Source organism: Nocardia pseudovaccinii, assembly GCF_050942345.1.
GTDB classification, from domain to species: Bacteria; Actinomycetota; Actinomycetes; order Mycobacteriales; family Mycobacteriaceae; genus Nocardia; species Nocardia pseudovaccinii.
In genome coordinates this window covers 6,588,831-6,606,911 of sequence record NZ_CP192074.1, presented here as the reverse complement: position 1 = coordinate 6,606,911, position 18,081 = coordinate 6,588,831, and the positions used below count along the sequence as shown (strand labels likewise).

Below are 18,081 nucleotides of genomic sequence, written 5' to 3'. Positions count from 1 at the left end.
TTCGCGTGTCGGCTGACCTGGAGTAGACCTGTCGGGCATGAGCACGGACAACCGTGATCGACTGCGCCTGGAACACGACGCCGGACGGTGGTATCTGGCCGGACCGGGTGCCGATGGGTTGCGGGTGATCGATGAGTATCTGGGTTATCTGGCTGATCGCAACTATTCACCGAAAACGGTGCGGGCCTATGGATTCGACCTGGTGATGTTCGGCCGATGGCTGCTCGGTGAAGGCCTCGGGGTCGACGATGTGACCACGCCGGTGCTGCTGCGGTATCTGGCGGCGTGCCGGGCGGCGCGGTTGCCGGGACGGCCGGGACCGAACGTGGTGGACCTGGCGGGCCGGCGCCTGGACGGGTACGCGGCGGCGACGGTGAACCGGCGGCTGGTGGCGGTGTCGGGGTTGTTCGCGTTCCGCGCGATGCGCGACCCGGCCTTGCCGAGTCCGGTGCCGAAAGGCCGTGAAGCGCAACGGTTCGTGCCGGGTGAGAAGACCGGACTGCTGGCGCATCTGGTGCGCAAACCGCGACCACGATCGGCACTTCGGCTGCGGGAACCACGACGGCTGCCGAGGCCTTTGGCGGTGTCGGAGGCGGCACGGTTGCTGGCGAGTCTGCGGACCTGGCGCGACCGCGCGATCGCCGGGCTGATGCTGTATTGCGGGTTGCGGTCGTGCGAGGTGCTCGCTCTCGACGTCACCGATGTCGACATCGGTCGCGGCTGGATCCGGGTCTGGGGCAAGGGCGCCACCGAACGCGCCGTCCCGCTCGACGGCGACCTGGCCCGCGTGATCCAGGGCTATCTGCTGGCCGAGCGACCCGAATCGGCTTCAGCGCGTTTGTTTCTGGTCGCCAAGGGCCCGCACCGCGGGCAACCGCTCACCCCGGCCGGGTTGCGGACGATCTTCCGCTATCACCGGCAACTGTCCGGTGTCACGGCCGGGCATCCACACGCGTTGCGGCATTCGTTCGGCACCGCGCTGGCCGAGGCCGGGGTCGATCTGTCGGTGATGCAGGCACTGCTCGGGCACACCCATGTCGACACCACCGCCCGCTACATCCATCTGGCCCCGAAGCGGGTGAAGGAGGAATTCGATGCCGCACGCGCACGTATTCGCCGCCAGGTCTGACGCCGACGACATCTACCACACCTACCTGGCCGAACTGGCGCGCACAGACCGCGGCAGCGCGCCCTACTACAGTTCGGCGCGCACGTTCCTGCAACGTTGGCCCGAACCCGCAAGACTGGGCAGACGAGCCGCTCGAGCTGCGGCTGTCGGCGAATTCCTCGACGCGGCCGTTCATCACGTTCTTGATGCTGCACGACTGGTTGCGGCCCGGCTACGACTATCTGTTGGAACGCAAGATCTCCAGCCTCTGGCGCGAGATCGACGCCTCCCCGATCGGACCCGATCTCGCTCGATACCTCACCGCCGCAAGAGAACTCGGATTCAGTGAACGGGTCCGCACGGCCACCGGCTCACAGGCGCCGGCGCGGCTGCTGATCCAGACCGGCCGCCGCCTGCACCAACTCACCACCGGCGATCTCGACGAGTTCGCCGACGCCTGCCGCGACCGCCAGCACCGCACCGGCAAAGGCTGGCACCACTACAAGGCCGCACTGGCCAACACACATCTGGTGCTGTTCCACCTCGGCATCCTGCCCGAACCGCCCCGCCGCGGCGGCCCCTGGGACTTCGCGGTCCGCCTCGACGGCATCACCCCCGCGATCGCCGAGGCGATGATCGACTACCTGCACGCCAAGCGCGGCACCTGCACCCGCCACACCGTCTCCAGCATGGCCACCCGCCTGACCGGGTTCGGCCGGTTCCTCACCGATCTCGACCCCACCCTGACCCAGCTGTCGCAGCTGGACCGGCGCCGCCACATCGAACCCTGGCTGGCCAGCCTGGCCGACGCGGTCAGCACCAAGACCGGCGAACCTATCGGCGTCGCCGACCACGCCCGCCGCGTCGTCGCGGTCAACACCTTCCTCACCGAAATCACCGAATGGGGATGGAACCACGCACCGAAGCGGAAACTGTTGTTCCGCAACGACATCCCCCGCCTCCCGCGCCCGCTGCCACGCTACATACCCCTCGACGCCGACCGCCGCCTCACCGACGCCCTGCACACCAGCGACCACGAACTCGCCGCCTCCGCATTGCTGCTCGCACGCGCCTGCGGCCTACGGATAGGGGAACTACTCGACCTCGAAATCGACTGCCTCCACGAGATTGCTGGCGAAGGAGCCCGGCTGAAAGTCCCGCTCGGCAAACTCGACACCGAACGCATGGTCCCCCTCGACGAGGAAACCGTCGAACTGATCGACCGGATCATCGAAATCCGTAGTCCCGGAAGACCATTACCGCACCCACGGACCGGGAAACCAGCCCAGTTCCTGTTCACCCACCACGGCGGCCGCCTGGCCCAACAAGCCGTCCGCAACGAACTCGACCGCGCCGCCACAGCCGCCGGAATCGGCCACGTCACCCCACACCAGCTACGCCACACCTACGCCACCGCACTGGTCAACGCTGGTGTCTCCCTGCAATCGCTGATGGCGTTGCTCGGACACGTGTCCGCGCAGATGAGCCTGCGCTACGGAAAACTGTTCGACACCACCGTCCGCACCGAATACGAACGCGCCCTCACCCTCGCCAAAGACCACCTCGCTGCCCTGCCCACCACACCCGCCGGCACCAAAGCCCTACCCTTGGCCGACATCACCGGCGGCAACAACTGGACCGACACACCAGCACTGAAATCCCGTCTGGCAGGCGGATTCTGCCTGCGCGCACCAGCCCAGGGCGCCTGCCCCTACGCCAACATCTGCGAACACTGCCCGAACTTCCGCACCGACCTCACCTACCTGCCCATCCTCGCCGCCCAACGCGCCGACGCCCAGAAACTCGCCGCCGACGCCCAACGCCGCGGCTGGATCACCGAAGCCGACCGACACCACAAACTCATCGCCCGACTCGACGCCGCCATCACCGACATCCAGAAATCAGCCGGATAACCGCGAAATCCCAACCGGCCGAACAAGATCAGCCCCGATTAGCCGGATAATCGTACGATAACGCCCTCTCGGAATCGGTGAATTCGCTGTTCAAGAAGGAATTGATCGACAAGTACGTGTGGTCGGATACGAGTGAGGTGAATCGGGAGACGGCGGAATGGGTTTCGTGGTATAACAATCAGCGGTTGCATTCGTGGTGTGGTTATCGTCCGCCGGCGGAGTTCGAGCGGGTCTTCTGGGAAGGCCGCGGTCAGCAACTAACCCGGGGCTTTCACGGCGGTGAGGTTTTTGGGGTGTGCCGTTAACGGAGAATGGTGCTCTGAGCTGCGATAATACGGCTTGTCTAAGGTCGTATTGGTTGCAGTTTCAGGAGCACCATTCAGGTGGGTAAGTGTAGTTGGTCGTATCCGCGGTTGGCTGCGGGTGGGGCGGGTTCGGGTGTCGTGTCGCAGGCGGGGGCGGTGTTGCTGCTGCGGGCAGCGGAAAAGGTGGGGCTGACCACGGCGTTGTCGGATGCGTTGGCGCCGTGGCGGAAACCGGCCGCGACGCATGATCCGGGCAAGATCGTGGCCGATCTGGCGGTCGCGGTCGCGCTCGGTGGGGACTGCCTGGCCGATATCGCCATGCTGCGTGCCGAGCCCGGCGTCTTCGGGTCGGTGGCATCGGATCCGACCGTGTCACGGCTGCTGACGGTGCTGGCCGCGGATGCGCGGAAAGTCTTGTCCGCCATACGATCCGCACGGGCCGAGGCCCGGTCCATGGCCTGGGAAGCCGCCGGTGAGCAAGCTCCTGATCACGGCATCGACACCGAGCATCCGTTGATCATCGACTTGGATGCGACCTTGACGATCGCACATTCGGACAAGGAACGCGCGGCACCGACATTCAAGAAAACCTTTGGACACCATCCGTTGGGTTCCTGGGTCGACCACGGACCCAAGGGCACCGGTGAACCGCTGGTCATCATGCTGCGCGCCGGTAATGCTGGAAGTAATACCGCCGCCGACCACAAGCAGGTGCTGGCCGGTGCGCTCGCCCAACTGCCGTGGCAGCCAGGCTACCGAGTCGGCCGAAAGGTGCTCATACGCACCGATTCCGGTGGCGGAACCCACGAATTCCTGAACTACTGCCACGCTCGCCATCTGCAGTATTCGGTCGGTTTCGGGTTCACCGAAACCACAGCCACCGCAGTCGATCTCATCCCCGACCATGCATGGACACCCGCCTACAACGCCGACGGCCAAGCCCGCGACGGGGCATGGGTGGCCGAGCTGACCGGCCTGATCGACCTCACCGAATGGCCGCCCGGGATGCGGGTCATCGTCCGCAAAGAACGACCCCACCCAGGCGCGCAGCTGCGATTCACTGACCGAGACGGCCTGCGATTGACCGCGTTCGCCACCAACACCCGCACAGGCCAGCTCCCCGACCTCGAACTACGGCACCGCCAACGGGCCCGCTGCGAGGACCGCATACGCAACGCCAAGGACACCGGCCTGACCAACCTCCCGCTCCACGGGTTCGACCAGAACCAGATCTGGTGCGAAATCGTGTCTCTGGCAACAGAACTGACCGCCTGGATGCAGATGCTCGCCTTCACCTGCCATCCCGCCCGCCGCTGGGAACCCAAACGCCTGCGCTTGTTCTCGACCGCAGCCCGGCTGGCCCGACACGCCCGCCGCACCCATCTCCGGTTCTCCGCTCACTGGCCCCATACCGGGCTGATCACCACCGCACTGGCCCGCCTGCAACCCGGCTGACCAGCACGAATCAGCCCTCCGACAAGGGAAGGACCACATCCCCGGGCCCGTGGAACCCGGCAGCCACCCGCTGACCGGGCCACCCCACGACGCCCAGCAGCCCGAAACCGGCCGCAAAACACCAATCCGAACCCGCTCAAGCCAGCACATCAGCCGCGCGAAATATCCGGGCTAACGGCAGCATGAGGCACTGGAATCGGTAGTTCGGTCTCATCCAAAGCCGGGGCGGTCCACCCATGAGGTGACTGAGTCGGCGCGCGAGACTGTGCTCGAGTACAGGAAAAGGCTGCTGCCGCCTGACGGACCGCTGGAAGGCTACCGGTTCATCCCGCCGGATGTAGCACTGCGAATGCTTCCTTCGGGTCGGCTCCTGGGTCCCGAGTGGGCAGTGAGGAGCACGCTTTCCGGGGCGGCGACGCGTTATTGCCGGAATATTCCTTATCGGCGCGCGGCGGAGCGTTGCTATGCGGTGGAGCGCGACTCGGGGACAGCAACCGGCCGAACTGGCGGGAGCTCATTGATTTCTCGGTCGAGGAGGTTCAGTCGTCCTTGCGAGCCATCGGCCTCCCCGATGACGACAGGCTCGCAATGCCGATCATCGCCGTGGTGGATGGGCTGTCTCTGCAGCACCCCATCCACCAATCTGTGGAGCGTACCGCGAGCATGGTCGAATATTTACGCGCGGTTCGTCGCCTCGACCAGTCCGAGACTTTCGGAAATTCCGAGCAGGAACGCACATGACATGTGTCAAGCTCTGACTGGCCTGACGACTTCTACGGTCGCCGGATCGCTGCAGAGCTGCGGGAACGGGGCAACGTCCCTACGCTTCGCGGTCACCTGCGGCAGCCTGGTCCGGTGGCAGGGTCATCGCACGGCTTCGCCGCGTGGTGACCCACTGCCAAACCCAAACGAACCCGCCGAAGACAACACCGACCAGGGCACAGTTCGCGAATCCGGAGGCCGAGTCTCCAACCCGCGGGATCAAGAGGGCGGTCGTCGCGGAGTTGATGAGCAAGACAGTCGACAGGAACAGTGACACGGCTGCGCCACGACGTAATGGAAATGCATCGAGCAGGGTTAGCTGGATGCTCGGGAAGGTCATTCCGACACCGAGAGAGATGATGGACAAGCCAACGATAGCCCAAGGAATGTCGATCGACAGAGATGTCTGTGCCACCACGGCGCCGATCGCGCCGCCGATTATCGCTACGACCGACCCGAACGTCGCCAACTGCCGAGCGGTCGCATGGCCGGTAGCCCTGCCACATATCCATGCCCCGAGGGTCATCGAACCGATCATTGGCACGAACAGCTTCCAGTAGTCGAGTTTGCTCTGCCCGAGTACATCGACCACGAAAACAGCCGACCCTCCGATGTAGAGAAACTGCCCACCAAAGAGCAAGGCATTGGCAAACGTCAGTCGCAGAAATGTCGCATCGCGGGCGACATCGAGAAGGCCACCAACCAGTTCACTGATCTGGAGCGGAGTTCGTCGTTCGACCGGATGGCTCTCCGGTAGCAGGAGTAGCAGTATGGCGAGGCCGCCGCCGAGGATTGCTTGAGCAAAGAAGATCAGTCGCCAGTCACCCAGCATCAGCAGCCATCCGCCGGCAATCGGACCGAAGGCGGGCGCGATTCCGAAGATGACCGCGATGCGGCTCATCAAACGCTGCGCAGTCTCACCTTCGTACAGATCCCGGACGACAGTCGTGCTGACGATAGTGGCACCGCCGACGCTGAGGCCTTGCACGGTCCGGAAGGTGAGCAGCGCTGCCAAACTTGTTGAAACTGCGCAACCTATGGATGCGACGGCGTAGACCAGCAGTCCCGCCAACATGACCGGTCGGCGCCCGACTGCGTCGGACAGGGGTCCGTGGAACAGCCCCATGGCGGCGTATGCGATGAGGTAGACACTGACCAGCAATTGCAAGTCTGCCGTCCCGACACCGAGGCTGTGCGCCATCGCCGGAAACGCGGGAAACGGAGTGTCGATCGTGAATGAACCCAGCATCGACAAAATCCCGAGCATGACCGGCACCAGGGCTGTTGGGGCGGGGACGCCGTAGCCGGGTGACCGGATCATCGGCACCCTCTGGCAATGTGCGCGGAAGTGGAGGGCTGTTGAGTCGGGACCCTTGGCAGTAACTCGGTATCCACTGCTCGACTCGTCACCGGTTCCGTGGGGACAAAATGTTTCCGCGCGCGACAGCTCGCGAACCACTAACATGCCAGAATTGTGCGCTTGCCGATGTTGTCACCGCAGGCAGAGCGGTCCAAAGTGCAGATATGGCAGCACCTTCGACGGAGTGCATCGCAATGTGGGGCTTCAAGAATTTTGTCACGCAAGCGAGCTTACATGTTAGCATTGCAGCACTTCAAGAGTTTACGAGAGTAAAGTAGGGCATCTTTATGACTGATCCAGCCTCCAGCCAGGCGGTTGCCGGTCCTCTGAGAACATCCTGGGCTACCAGCGCATCGACGGTGGTGGTGTCGCACTCTGGCCGTGGAGCGGGTCCGTTACCGACCCCTTTTCGGCGAGCCGCAGTATGCGCGCTCTACTCACCCCGGGCCCTCGTCTTTCGTCGCCTCACTCGTTCAGGTGAACTGGGGATTAGTCGAGTCGGTGCATCGATCCAACGTATTCCATTGGGCCGTGGAACTCTTGATTCGATGATATTCGGTCATTTCCTGTCAACTGGGTACGAGCTGGCGATGCCAGCATCGCCGGAAAGTGTATGCACGGCCTTCCGTAAGCAAGGAGTATCGGCATGATGGATAACCAAAGCGGTCGTGCGGAAGCGCTGGAAAACGGATCAGAAGATATCGTCGACGAAGCCCATCGTCTGCGAGGTAACATGGGCTTAGCGAAATTGATATTCATAGTGGCAGCGTTCAATGCGCCGCTGACCATAGTGGCGTCCACGGTGCATCTGGCAATCGGGTTCGGAAATGGCGTGCAAGCACCACTGCTGTTCATTGGCCTCGGTGTGGTCATGTCGGTTTTCGCAGTCGGCTACAACACTATGGCGAAGATTCTGCCGCGAGCCGGCGCCTTCTACACCTTCGTTACTGCCGGTCTTGGTCGCCACCTCGGCCTTGTCGCATCATTCGTTGCAGTGGTCACCTACGCGCTCGCCCTCCTGGGTACACTCCCGTTCTTCGGCCTCGCATTCGACAGCCTGTTGCGCTCACATGGGGCGAAAGGCGTGCCGTGGTGGCTGGCGGCGGTGCTCTTGGCTGGTGTCGTGGGATGCCTTGGCTACTTGCGCGTGGACTTCTCGGCGCGCGTGCTGGGCGTGGTTGTCGTCCTCGAGATCCTGGCTTTGGTTATCTACGATATCGTGGTTGCCGTACACGGCGGCGCTGATCGGCAATTGTCTACAGAGTCGTTTGATATCAGGACTTTTACCTTTTCCGGGGTCGGAGTGGGCATTTTGTTCGCCTTCAGTTGCTTTTCAGGATTCGAGTCGACGGCTCTGTATCGCGATGAGGTGCGCGATCCTGCGCGCACGATCCCCCGCGCAACATACCTGGCGGTCGGCATCATCGCGGTGTTCTATGCAGTAACGTCATGGCTGATAATCCAGGCGTGGGGTCCGGCGAAGGCTGGCGAAGCGATTGCGGATAATCCTGCCGGAGCATTCTTGGTGAGTGTACGCACATACTTGGGCCCATTTTTGGTCGACATCATCACAGCGATGTTGGTTACCAGCGCCTTCGCCTCGATTCTCGCGCTGCACAACGTTGTCTCTCGTTACCTGTTCAACCTAGGGGTCGACGGGGTGTTGCCACGCTTTTTCGGGCGACCCCATCCCCAGTTCGGTTCGCCCTACCGCACGAGCACGATGCTGACCGCAGTCCTAATGGTGTTCGTGGTGATTACAGCTGCCGCGGGAGCCGACCCGCAACGGGTGTACACAGTGTTCGCCGGCATGAGCGGTTTCGGTTTCGTTCTTCTTCTTCTGCTCGCCGCTGTCGGTATTTCCGCCTACCTCGTCCGGCGCGGCAGGCAACACTTCTCAGTCTGGCGGTGGTCGGTTGCACCGATCACCTCGCTGCTGCTGGTCGGGGTCATTGCCGTGTTGGTCACCACCAACCTGGACTCGATGACAGGGTCGAGCAGGCTGTCCACTGTAACGCTCGTTGCTTTCGCGTGCGTTGTCGCGGCAGGGCTTGTCGCTGGGGAGGTTTGGCGCTATCGACTGAAAAGAGCCCCTCGCGGACTGAGTGAAATCCAATGAACGTCGGGCCACGATCGGCCTGCTTCGCTCGCTATCGGCATCGTGGCCTCGATTGTCGACCCGGCCATCGGTGCGGCTGAATGAGCTGGGGTGTGAGGCGGAAGCCAAGGCAGAGCAATCACCCGGACCGTCAACGTCAACGTGTCGGCTGCCAGGGTGATGGGTTCTGACGCAGATTGCGTTTGCGCCGTGAGGCGCCAGGAATCGAGGGAGGTGAGAGACCTTCTCGCCGGGCTGTCGCAGCAGCCCGGTAGGAGCGAAGCGCAGTCCGACTCGGGAGACGCTGGGAGGGCGGGAAGCAGCGCTGCTGTAGCCGGAACGGTTCGGAACTGCCAGACGGGCCGGGTCCGGCGAGCGAGATCGGACGGCATACGACAGGAACCAGTGGTAAAGCTTCGTAAGCGAGGCACCGGCTCAAATCTGGCGGATATGGGCCGGGATGCAGTGCACGGCAACCTGATTCAGGTAGTCGACTCCGAAGCCGGCTAAGCGTGCCGGTGGGGAGGCCACGATGAAGAACTGCGGTGTAGCCACGATTATCTTGAGCTTTTCGGTCGATTGTGGCCGTGACCTGCGGTGCCGCGTCGTGGATGGTGTCCGCGACGCGGCAGACGGGGCTTGTTCCGGTGCGGTCAGCAGGGTCCGATCGTTATCGAAGAGTGACGGCTGCGGTTCGTGGCTCGCCGCGGTTGGTCTTCGGGATTCGGTGTGTGGCGTTGGTCGCCGAGGGCGTGGGCGAGTTGGCGGCGTAGCCGCTGGTTCTCTTCGGCGAGTTCTCGGTTGCGCTGCAGCGCTGCGTTGAGCCTGGTCAGGATCGAGGATTCTGAAATGCGTTGACTCGCAGGGATTTCAGCGCTGGTGGTCCGGCTTGTGAGGGGGCGCAGGCGTTCGATTTCGATGCGTATGTCGGGCTGGTTGTAGAGCCAGGACCGCGAGACCGCAGCGGCAGTGGCGACGGATTGGAATGTCACCGGTGCCCCGGTGCGTTCGAGTTCGCGCAGTGCCTGGATTGCCTTGGCTCGTGTGAGTTCGCGGCGTCGGTGGGCGGCGATGACGATCGCTGCGCTGTTGTCAGCACGCATTCGCGGAATCCTCAGTGTCACTGTCGTTTTCGAGTGTGATGATGATCTTGTCCAGGTTGTCGGCGACCTGGCGGTTCATTTCCGCTTGCCGGGCATGTCCGCGGGCTTCGGCGGCGGAGATGATCTGCAGCAGTTCCTGGCGGTGGTGGCGGTGTTGCGGCAGGAACTCCGCGGTCGTCACGAACATCGGGCAGGTGAGACACGAGTTGGCATGCGGACAGGTTTTGACCAGCGGTAACGAGCAGTAGCCGTTCGGCAGGGCTTGGGTGGCGCGGCTGATGCGCTGTTTGGCCCAGGCAGCCTCGGCGAGCGGGCCGTCGGGGTCGAGGGTGACGGTCTGACCGGAGGCGTTGACCTTGCGGGCCTTCTCCCAGTGCTTGCGAATCGTCGTGTCGGCAAGCCGGGCGTAGTGGGCGGTCATGGCGTGAGAGTCGTGGTCGAGGATGCGCCGGACGACTTCCTGTGGGACGTCTAGGTTGATCAGTCTGGTGCCCAGGGAATGACGATATTGGTGGGGTGTGACATGGACCGGTCGGCCGTGTGCGTCGCGAATGTCGCAGCGATGCAACCAATCTGCGAGCGCGTGCTGGTAGCCGGAGTGGCTGGCGCGTCGGCTGCCGCCGGGGTTGGCCCGCGATCTGGGGAACAGCACCGGCGCTCCGTCGGGCCAGCTGTCCTGGACTCGCTGCCGCTGTTCGATGATCTGGGCTTCGAGTTCGTCGTCGATGGGGACCAGGGCCTCGCGTTTCATCTTGTGGTTGGTGTAGCGCAGGTAGGGGGCGTTGTCGGCGTCGTGGACGATGCAGTCGGTCGGCAGCCGCAGGGTGTCGCCGAGCCGCAGGCCGCAGCGGATCAGGATCAGTGTGATCAGCCTGCGTGCCGGATCGTGCCACTGATCGAGGTTGCTGGGGTCCTCCAGTTGGGTCATGACCTGCTCGGCCAGTGCCCGTGGCAACAGCTGCCCTCGCTTGGGGAAGTCCTCGTTGTGAATCATCGCGTTGACCGGCAGCGAATCGTCCCATCCGTGCCGTCTGATGGTCTGCAGGAACAGGTGCAGTTGACTGACGCGGTCCGCGTGGACTTTTCGGCCCGCGAGCTCGGTGTGCAGGTCAGCCAGGTAGCGTTCGAGCAACACGCGGTCGACTTGGTCGAGCCGGTCGACGGCAACCGCGGGTGAGGCGAGGAACTGACTGAAGCGGGTGATCGCCAGCGCGGCTTTCGTCGCCGAGCCAGCGCCGAGGCCGGTGCTGAGCCGCAACCGGATCCATCGTTTGGCCAGCTGCTTGAGCCACGGCTGGTGAATCTGATCGAACCGTATTCGGCCCGGCCCCTCGGCGACGCCGAGATTCCGCAACCGCCAAACGTCGCGGGGGTATTCGACGTCCCAGCCTCGTCCGAGGTGCAGGTGTTCGATCTTGCGGTGCGCGTAGATCAGCAACGCCCGCCCGGAGTCGCCGTTGGACCACTGCGCTCGTGCAGAGAATCGCTGGCGCCATGAATGCAACCAGGCATCCTCGTCACGATCGAGCAGCGAAGCCGTCTGCGAGGCAACAAGAAAGTTGACCACCACCTGCACCACGGCCGGTGAGATCCGGATGGCGGCATCGTCGTGACGGCACTGCAGCGCATACTGGATCTCCAACCGCAGATGAGACGCCATCGCGCGCAGATCGACCCGCTCATGCCCCGGTGTCGAGTCGTCCTCGTAGCTGGAGGCATAGTCGTCGATGTCCGGGCGACCTTGTTCCTTCCAGCGGACGCCGTGCCCGAGGCAGAACGGCAGATCCGCATGAACCCACAAGCCGCAGTACAAGATTCGACAAGTCGCTGGTGGATCGGGCTCGACCACCACTGGCTGTCCTGCCACCCATCGGTCCGGATCAGGCTGTGCTGACCGCTGCCAGGCATGCAGGTGCCGCGTGCACAATCCTCGCTCCTTGCGGCCGCGACGGCAGTCGGGAACTCGGCAAGACGCCAGCGGTTGATGGCCTTTCATCCGTGGATTGGTGGTCTCGATGAACTGGTCGATATCCGGTTTACCCTCGCGCCGCCATCGGCTGTCGTGGCCGAAGCACAACCCATGGATGCGTCCGGTGCGCTCGCATCCGGCGACACGACATCGTGTTCCGCCCAGAACGGGATCGTCTGGACCGAAAGCCAGCACCTCAGTCCGGAACTGCGGCCGGACTGACCCAAGTAATTTCTCCAGCAGCCCAACATGTTTCGGGTTCTCCGCCGCAGCATCGACCGTGCTGGTCACCAGCTCACCTCCCTGCCGGTAAACCAACCCGCCTTCTGCAATTCCCGCCGGGCGTCCTCCGCCGTGAGGTGGTCGTAGACGGACAAAGTTGTTGTCACCGAGGAATGTCCGAGCAGCTTGGATACGATTTCGATCGGGACTCCGTCGCGCAGCATCCTGGTCGCCGCCGAATGCCGGCACCAATGCGGATCGAAGTCGAGTCCTGTGCGCCGCCGCAACCGCAAGACAAGGTCGTAGACGGCAGGATAGGACAGCGCCCGTCCTTGTGGCTCGGCGAACAGGTTCACGAACACGTAGTCCGAGTCCAGATCGCCGTACTCGCAATGCAAATAGTCACCCCATAACCGGATCAGCTCGGCCGACACCGAAATCGTGTGCTGCTCATGGGATTTCGCTCGTGCGCCGTTTTCGTTGTTGCGGGGAACGATAGTGATCTCACGCTCTGCGGCGGCGATGTCGCAGTGCCGCAGACCTAACGCCTGACCGATCCTTACGCCGCTCTCCCAAAGCAATGCAAGCAGAAATCGGTCGCGCAGCCGATCGCGGGCATCCATCAGTCGCTGCATTTCCGTGACCGTCAGCACGCGGGGAAGCTTCTTCCGCGCCTTCAGCGAAACCGCCCGCCGCGGTTGGGGTTTGCCCTTGCTGATGTGGTGCAGGAACGGCTTCCAGCCGCCCCGGTGGCCGGGGACCTGCCAGGTGGTCAGCAGCTCACCGACATCGACACCATGCCGCGCATGATGGGCATAAAACGCCGACAGTGCCGAGAGTTTTCGATTCACGGTCGACGCCGCCACGTGCGGCTGGATCGACGGCAGCACAGCGACCTGGCCGGCCCGCCCGGGTGGCGGCAGGCTCAGCCAGGCGACGTACTCACCGATGTCCTCCAGTCGTACTTCGCGCCAGTCCAAGCCCCGGTGCTGCAGGAACACCCAGTAGTCCTTCAGGTCGTGCGCATACGCCTTGACGGTGTTCGGCGACCGGTCGATATCGGTCAGATACGTCAGATACTTCTCGATCGGCCCTACCGGGGCGTCGTCGTCACCCAACACCGTCCAGGACGAGACTCCCGACCCGGGCATCACCACGCGCTGCACCTGCACTGATTCCTCCAACATGACCAACTTCATGGACATGCCGGAGATAGCCACGTCCACCACGGGAATCGAAGCTCCCCGAAATCCCTTGGCAGACATGAAAGACGCCGCTGACTGGGCTCAAGATAACCACGGCGATGCCGCAGGGACACAGTTGGGCTCCTCCTTCGTCGAGCGAATCACAGTGAACACGGGAACCACCCGGTCAGACTCCCGGTGGCGCGACGATCCGGTTGCGCCGCTCGGGATAGAGGCATCGACCGTCGAACGGGCCGGGTGGGGCGGAGCCGCCGGTGCGACACGAGGTCGCACGTAGTGAGTGAACACATCAATGGATGCGTTGTCACACTGCTCCTTTCGCTGATTATCATGGTTAGAACAGTCCTTTCTGGGTGGGTGGTGGCTGGATACGCAGGACTTTTCGGCGTCCGGTGCGGACGTGGACGGCTTGGAGTTCGCCGGTCTTGACACGGTGCATGATGGTTTGGCGGGAGACGCTGTAGGCGAGGGTGGCTTCGAGCATGGCCAGCCATTCCTCGGGTGCGTCGTCGACGAACAGGGAGCGGACCTCGTTGGCGAGGCGGATGCGCCAGGGGGCGCCGGGGGTGAGTTGTTCGCCGGCGGTGAATCCGTCGCCGAGCCAGCGGTGATCGTCACCGCCGATGGGAAGTCCTCGAGACCGGTAGTAAGACGAGGCTTCGTTCGACCGGATCGACCACACGGCCCTGATGGACCGAGTTCGGTTGCGGGTCAAGGATAAACGCGTCCTGATGCTGGTCAGGGCGTTTCTGAAAGCCGGGATCCTCACCGAGCTCGGCGAGCATCAGGACACGATGACCGGCACCGCGCAGGGCGGTATGAGCACGCCTCCAACGCAGTTGGCAACTTCTGTTTCGATGTCACGCCGCGCTATTGGCGGTTGGAACGGCCGCGTCGTGTTCCGAGGGTGGTGTGACCTGTCCGGTAGTAGGCTTGTGCCGTGGCTGGAAATCGTTGCGATGCTGCTGAATTCGCACGTCGTGTCAACGCGGCTGCGGAGTTGGTGGATGCGGTGTGCCGGTGGCCGATGCTGCGCGTGGGTTGGCGGATCGGTTCGGGTGTTCATTGCGGCAAGCCCGCCGCTATGTGGATCGCGCCGTCGTCAGCGGTCCGATGCCGGTTGCGGAACCCACGGTGGTATTCAGCATCAAGCTCAAACTTCCTGCGGCACTGGATGTTCGGGTGCGCGAAATCGAGCAACCAGTTTATCTTCGCGGTGAACGTCGGGGCGGAGCCAGCCTGCCGGGCTTGGATTTCATTTGTCGGCGAAACTAGACGATCGGAGCTGGCTGGCAGTGGGCACCCTGACCAATAGGAGGCATTCAGTGATCCGGGTGGTGATCGTCGACGACGAAGCGCTGGTGCGCTCAGGGTTCGAGATGATCCTGAACGCCGCCGTCGATATCGAGGTCGTCGCGAGTGCTACCGGGGCACAGGCGGTGGCCACTATCGAGCGCGAACACCCGCACGTGGTGTTACTCGACATCCGCATGCCCGACATGGACGGATTGGCTGTGCTGGATGCTGTTCGCGATCTCACGGACCCACCGGTAGTGGCCATGCTGACTACATTCGACAGCGACGAATACATCGTGTCGGCGCTACGATCGGGCGCCGCCGGGTTCGTGCTCAAGGACACCGAGCCCGAACTGCTAGCCCGGCTGGTCCGCACCCTGGCCGCTGGCGGAGTAGTGCTGTCACCAAAGGCCTCTGCCGCGCTGCTATCGGGAACCGAATTGATAGACACCGCCGAAGTCGCCCGCATCGACCTGCTGACCGACCGTGAACGCAAGGTACTGACGCTGCTGGCCGAGGGACTGTCTAATGCAGAAATCGGCCATCGGGTCCATCTGAGTGTCGGCACCGTCAAGGACACCATTAGCGCGATATTCACCAAACTACGTGTGACCAACAGAGTCACTGCGGCGCTGCTTGCTCAGCGTGGCGGGCTGCTGTCCCGGCACAAACACGAGCCTCGATGAACAAGGGCGCCATGCGGGTGTGGTCGATCGATCTGCTCGCGATCGTCATTGCAGCGGCCGATGTCGCACTCGGCATCGAAGGCCTGACTCCGGTCGAGGTAGTTCTGGCAATGACAGCGTGTTTGGGCCTTGTGCTGCGCCGGCGCTGGCCCTTGGTGACCTACCTGCTCACCTTGCCGGGGTCCTGGATAATGCCCATGGTCGCCGCCCCGGCCGTCGCGCTGTATACGCTGGCCGAACAGACCCGCACCCGTTGGTCGCTCGGTGCATGTGTCGTGGCAACCGCGCTGGCCGCGGCCGCACCGCAGCCGCTGAACGACATCACCGATCACGCCGACACACTGATCATCTTCGTATATCTGCTCGCTTTTGCTCTCGCACCAGTGTTATTGGGCCAGCTTGTACAGACGAAGCGCGACCTTTCGTTGCGCCTGGAAGAGATCGAGCAGGCCCGCACCCATGAGCGCCAACTTCATGCCCAGGCAGTTCTTGCCCGAGAACGCGCCCAGATCGGTCGCGAGATGCACGATGTCGTATCCCACCAGGTGAGCTTGATCGCGGTGCGCGCCGGTGCGCTCCAGGTCGTAGCAAAAGATCCGGATACCGAAGAAGCCGCCCGCACAATCCGTCGCCTGAGTGTCGCAACGCTTGACGAGCTACGCCACATGGTCACCCTATTGCGCGTCGCCGGTGGTCGTAGCACCGACATCACACCACAGCCCACCCTTGCCGACCTACGCGCGCTTCTCGACACCAGTGGAATACCCGTCGCGCTCACCGGCAGTCTTTCTATCGACACCGATGCACCGACTCAACGCGCGATCTACCGCACCGTCCAAGAAGCGCTCACCAATATCCGCAAGCACGCCCCTGGTGCCACCGCCACCGTCCACGTGTGGCACGACAGCACGAACTACGGTGTCACCATCACCAACACCCCACCCACCCGCCCAGCCCTACCTCTTCCCGGTGCCCATCACGGATTGCTTGGGTTGGCCGAACGGGCCGAGTTGCTGAACGGCAGTTTCGCTTCCGCACCCACCTCCGAAGGTGGATACGTTGTTGAACTACTCCTACCCCGCTGAGATCCCGACCTGCGTCGCCCATTGGTTGAAGCCTGCTGACTCCGCCCTGCACGTGGCGAGCTGTGAATGCTAGCGCGGCAGCCAAATCATAACGGCACCTTCCTGGATACAGTGAGCGAGACGTTGGACATCGGAACCAAGAGTCGCTGGTGCCGGTCTCGATGATGGCTGCGAAAGCGCCAGGGGGCCGCAACCGGCACATCGTCATCCCCAGGAGCGGATGGCAGATTATCCCTGGCAGTTGTTGACAGCAGTATGTCCGCAACCATCATCCACATCCGTCACCATGGATCCGACGCACAGGCAAACTAGCCCCGCTTTTCGCAGGACTGTCCAGCGATCGTGCCGGTATGAGGCGAACGTGAACGTCAATGTTGTCACGGCGATCGAAGCCACCGCCATAATGACGTCAACAAAGCTGGACATCGCGTGTGGGTTGTGATTCTACGCGAAAGGTGCAGTGCTGATGCCAGTACAGCTACCGGCGGATCGGAAGCAATGCGTCAGCGATATTCGCAGCGCGTAACAGAACAGTGCAACACAACCTACCGTTGTCCATTTCCGCAACGGAAACGCTGCTGGCGCTGCGGTTGCCGCTGACAATATGAGCGATGCTGTCACCGCGGCAACGGAAGCGGCGGCAACGCGCTTGCGGCCATTATTACGTGCGTAGCCATTCACCAATTGCCTCTGCCCAGGTTTGATCGCGAGCATGCTCCGATGTCACACCCCTTTCGAGGAGGAGGTGGATTCTGCCGAAGCTCGTCGTGTACAGAATTATGTGCGTCCTGGCGTCCGAAGTGCCAACAAAGAATCTACGAAGGCGCGACGGAGGAGAGAGTTGAAAGGTATCAATGTCCGGTGCAGTAAGCCTGAGCTCGTCGGTGTCGAACCACTTATGAAGCACAATTTCATTCGGATTCAACTGGCAGAGCCCATGTCGGCGGAATATCGCCCTCCTATTAAAGATTCCGACGCGTTGTACTGTATCCAGCTCCTCTGCTGTAGCGCCGATGTACTGTGCAGATCTGATCGCAAAAGTCACGCGGACAGCGTGGCACTTCCAGTGCGGGGGCACATCGGTCGATCGTAGAATTTATTCCACCAAGTGGAGGAAAAAGCCAGCCGCTTGATGGTCCGCTACGGTGGTCACTAGTGGACCCTCTTTCTGGCAGACGCCAACGCGGCGTGTGCGGTAAGAACAGGCGGAAGCCGGGTGACGGCCCGTGGCGGTCGCCCCCTCGAGGGCTTGCATGACATTGCCGCCCCGGCTTCCCTGAAACCGTCAAGCGATGACACGGGGACGCGCCGTAGAGCGTCGGTTAATGCCTACTGCGCTGTCGGTTTCCTTGCCTCCGCCTGGCCGCTGCCTCGTGACACGAATAGGAAGGCGACATAGTTGCCGCAGCATGACGGCCGTTGTTCTTCATCAGAATCGACTGGGCTGCAACCGAACACGCCATGTGTGTGCTCGACCAGACCGGACGCAAAGTCGCTGCGTTCACCATCGAGCA

At 62.9% G+C, this 18,081-nt stretch carries 13 protein-coding genes and 1 pseudogene; 9 read left to right on the top strand and 5 right to left on the bottom strand.

Annotated features, from left to right (window positions below; all coding sequences use genetic code 11):
- Window positions 1-37: 37 nt before the first annotated feature.
- From ACQPZ2_RS29715 to ACQPZ2_RS29695, 5 genes and pseudogenes are all read left to right on the top strand, one after another.
- Window positions 38-1,129 (top strand): tyrosine-type recombinase/integrase, encoded by a 1,092-nt coding sequence (locus ACQPZ2_RS29715; RefSeq protein ID WP_433520415.1) that lies wholly within the window; start codon window positions 38-40, stop codon window positions 1,127-1,129.
- Window positions 1,130-1,314: 185 nt separating this feature from the next.
- Window positions 1,315-3,021, top strand: coding sequence for a tyrosine-type recombinase/integrase (locus ACQPZ2_RS29710; protein ID WP_433521477.1), 1,707 nt, complete (start codon window positions 1,315-1,317; stop codon window positions 3,019-3,021).
- A gap of 65 nt (window positions 3,022-3,086) precedes the next feature.
- A pseudogene (locus tag ACQPZ2_RS29705) lies at window positions 3,087-3,326 on the top strand (integrase core domain-containing protein); the annotation flags it as partial.
- Window positions 3,327-3,404: 78 nt separating this feature from the next.
- The gene (locus ACQPZ2_RS29700) at window positions 3,405-4,781 is read left to right on the top strand and encodes an IS1380 family transposase (protein ID WP_433521476.1); all 1,377 of its coding nucleotides are present in this window, start codon (window positions 3,405-3,407) and stop codon (window positions 4,779-4,781) included.
- A 381-nt stretch (window positions 4,782-5,162) separates the two neighbouring features.
- Window positions 5,163-5,522 (top strand): hypothetical protein, encoded by a 360-nt coding sequence (locus ACQPZ2_RS29695; protein WP_433521475.1) that lies wholly within the window; start codon window positions 5,163-5,165, stop codon window positions 5,520-5,522.
- A gap of 79 nt (window positions 5,523-5,601) precedes the next feature.
- Here the strand turns inward: ACQPZ2_RS29695 and ACQPZ2_RS29690 are convergent, their stop codons facing one another.
- The gene (locus ACQPZ2_RS29690; protein ID WP_433527556.1) at window positions 5,602-6,864 is read right to left on the bottom strand and encodes a multidrug effflux MFS transporter; all 1,263 of its coding nucleotides are present in this window, start codon (window positions 6,862-6,864) and stop codon (window positions 5,602-5,604) included.
- Window positions 6,865-7,549: 685 nt separating this feature from the next.
- Here ACQPZ2_RS29690 and ACQPZ2_RS29685 point away from each other — a divergent pair.
- A complete protein-coding gene (locus ACQPZ2_RS29685) occupies window positions 7,550-9,022 on the top strand; it encodes an APC family permease (protein ID WP_433521474.1) in 1,473 nt (490 codons plus the stop codon).
- A 632-nt stretch (window positions 9,023-9,654) separates the two neighbouring features.
- On the opposite strand, the gene ACQPZ2_RS29680 is transcribed toward ACQPZ2_RS29685, so the two are convergent.
- The 4 genes from ACQPZ2_RS29680 to ACQPZ2_RS29665 all read right to left on the bottom strand — a co-directional run bounded on the left by ACQPZ2_RS29680 (window position 9,655) and on the right by ACQPZ2_RS29665 (window position 14,182).
- Window positions 9,655-10,104, bottom strand: a complete 450-nt coding sequence (locus tag ACQPZ2_RS29680; protein WP_433521473.1) for a DUF6262 family protein — start codon at window positions 10,102-10,104, stop codon at window positions 9,655-9,657.
- Window positions 10,094-11,905 carry a tyrosine-type recombinase/integrase gene (locus ACQPZ2_RS29675; protein ID WP_433521472.1) on the bottom strand — a complete coding sequence of 604 codons (1,812 nt, stop codon included), beginning with the start codon at window positions 11,903-11,905 and terminating at the stop codon, window positions 10,094-10,096. The genes ACQPZ2_RS29680 and ACQPZ2_RS29675 overlap by 11 nt, the downstream gene beginning before the upstream one ends.
- Before the next feature lie 455 nt (window positions 11,906-12,360).
- Window positions 12,361-13,482, bottom strand: coding sequence for a tyrosine-type recombinase/integrase (locus tag ACQPZ2_RS29670; RefSeq protein WP_433527555.1), 1,122 nt, complete (start codon window positions 13,480-13,482; stop codon window positions 12,361-12,363).
- 352 nt (window positions 13,483-13,834) lie between these two features.
- A complete protein-coding gene (locus tag ACQPZ2_RS29665) occupies window positions 13,835-14,182 on the bottom strand; it encodes a hypothetical protein (protein ID WP_433521471.1) in 348 nt (115 codons plus the stop codon).
- 332 nt (window positions 14,183-14,514) lie between these two features.
- On the opposite strand from ACQPZ2_RS29665, the gene ACQPZ2_RS29660 reads away from it, so the two are divergent.
- Genes ACQPZ2_RS29660 through ACQPZ2_RS29650 form a run of 3 tightly spaced genes read left to right on the top strand, consistent with a single transcriptional unit; the run spans window position 14,515 to window position 16,567 of the window.
- Complete coding sequence (locus tag ACQPZ2_RS29660; RefSeq protein WP_433521470.1) at window positions 14,515-14,775, top strand: hypothetical protein; 261 nt, start codon at window positions 14,515-14,517, stop codon at window positions 14,773-14,775.
- 50 nt (window positions 14,776-14,825) lie between these two features.
- Window positions 14,826-15,482, top strand: coding sequence for a response regulator (locus tag ACQPZ2_RS29655; RefSeq protein WP_433521469.1), 657 nt, complete (start codon window positions 14,826-14,828; stop codon window positions 15,480-15,482).
- Complete coding sequence (locus ACQPZ2_RS29650) at window positions 15,479-16,567, top strand: sensor histidine kinase (protein ID WP_433521468.1); 1,089 nt, start codon at window positions 15,479-15,481, stop codon at window positions 16,565-16,567. The genes ACQPZ2_RS29655 and ACQPZ2_RS29650 overlap by 4 nt, the downstream gene beginning before the upstream one ends.
- Window positions 16,568-18,081 lie beyond the last annotated feature (1,514 nt).

What these genes read in the sequence shown, in the direction of transcription:
- ACQPZ2_RS29715 (WP_433520415.1), top strand. Translation starts at nt 38, where the DNA reads ATGAGCACGGACAACCGTGATCGACTGCGCCTGGAACACGACGCCGGA.
- ACQPZ2_RS29710 (WP_433521477.1), top strand. Translation starts at nt 1,315, where the DNA reads ATGCTGCACGACTGGTTGCGGCCCGGCTACGACTATCTGTTGGAACGC.
- ACQPZ2_RS29690 (WP_433527556.1), bottom strand. Translation starts at nt 6,864, where the DNA reads ATGATCCGGTCACCCGGCTACGGCGTCCCCGCCCCAACAGCCCTGGTG.
- ACQPZ2_RS29685 (WP_433521474.1), top strand. Translation starts at nt 7,550, where the DNA reads ATGATGGATAACCAAAGCGGTCGTGCGGAAGCGCTGGAAAACGGATCA.
- ACQPZ2_RS29680 (WP_433521473.1), bottom strand. Translation starts at nt 10,104, where the DNA reads ATGCGTGCTGACAACAGCGCAGCGATCGTCATCGCCGCCCACCGACGC.
- ACQPZ2_RS29670 (WP_433527555.1), bottom strand. Translation starts at nt 13,482, where the DNA reads ATGTTGGAGGAATCAGTGCAGGTGCAGCGCGTGGTGATGCCCGGGTCG.
- ACQPZ2_RS29650 (WP_433521468.1), top strand. Translation starts at nt 15,479, where the DNA reads ATGAACAAGGGCGCCATGCGGGTGTGGTCGATCGATCTGCTCGCGATC.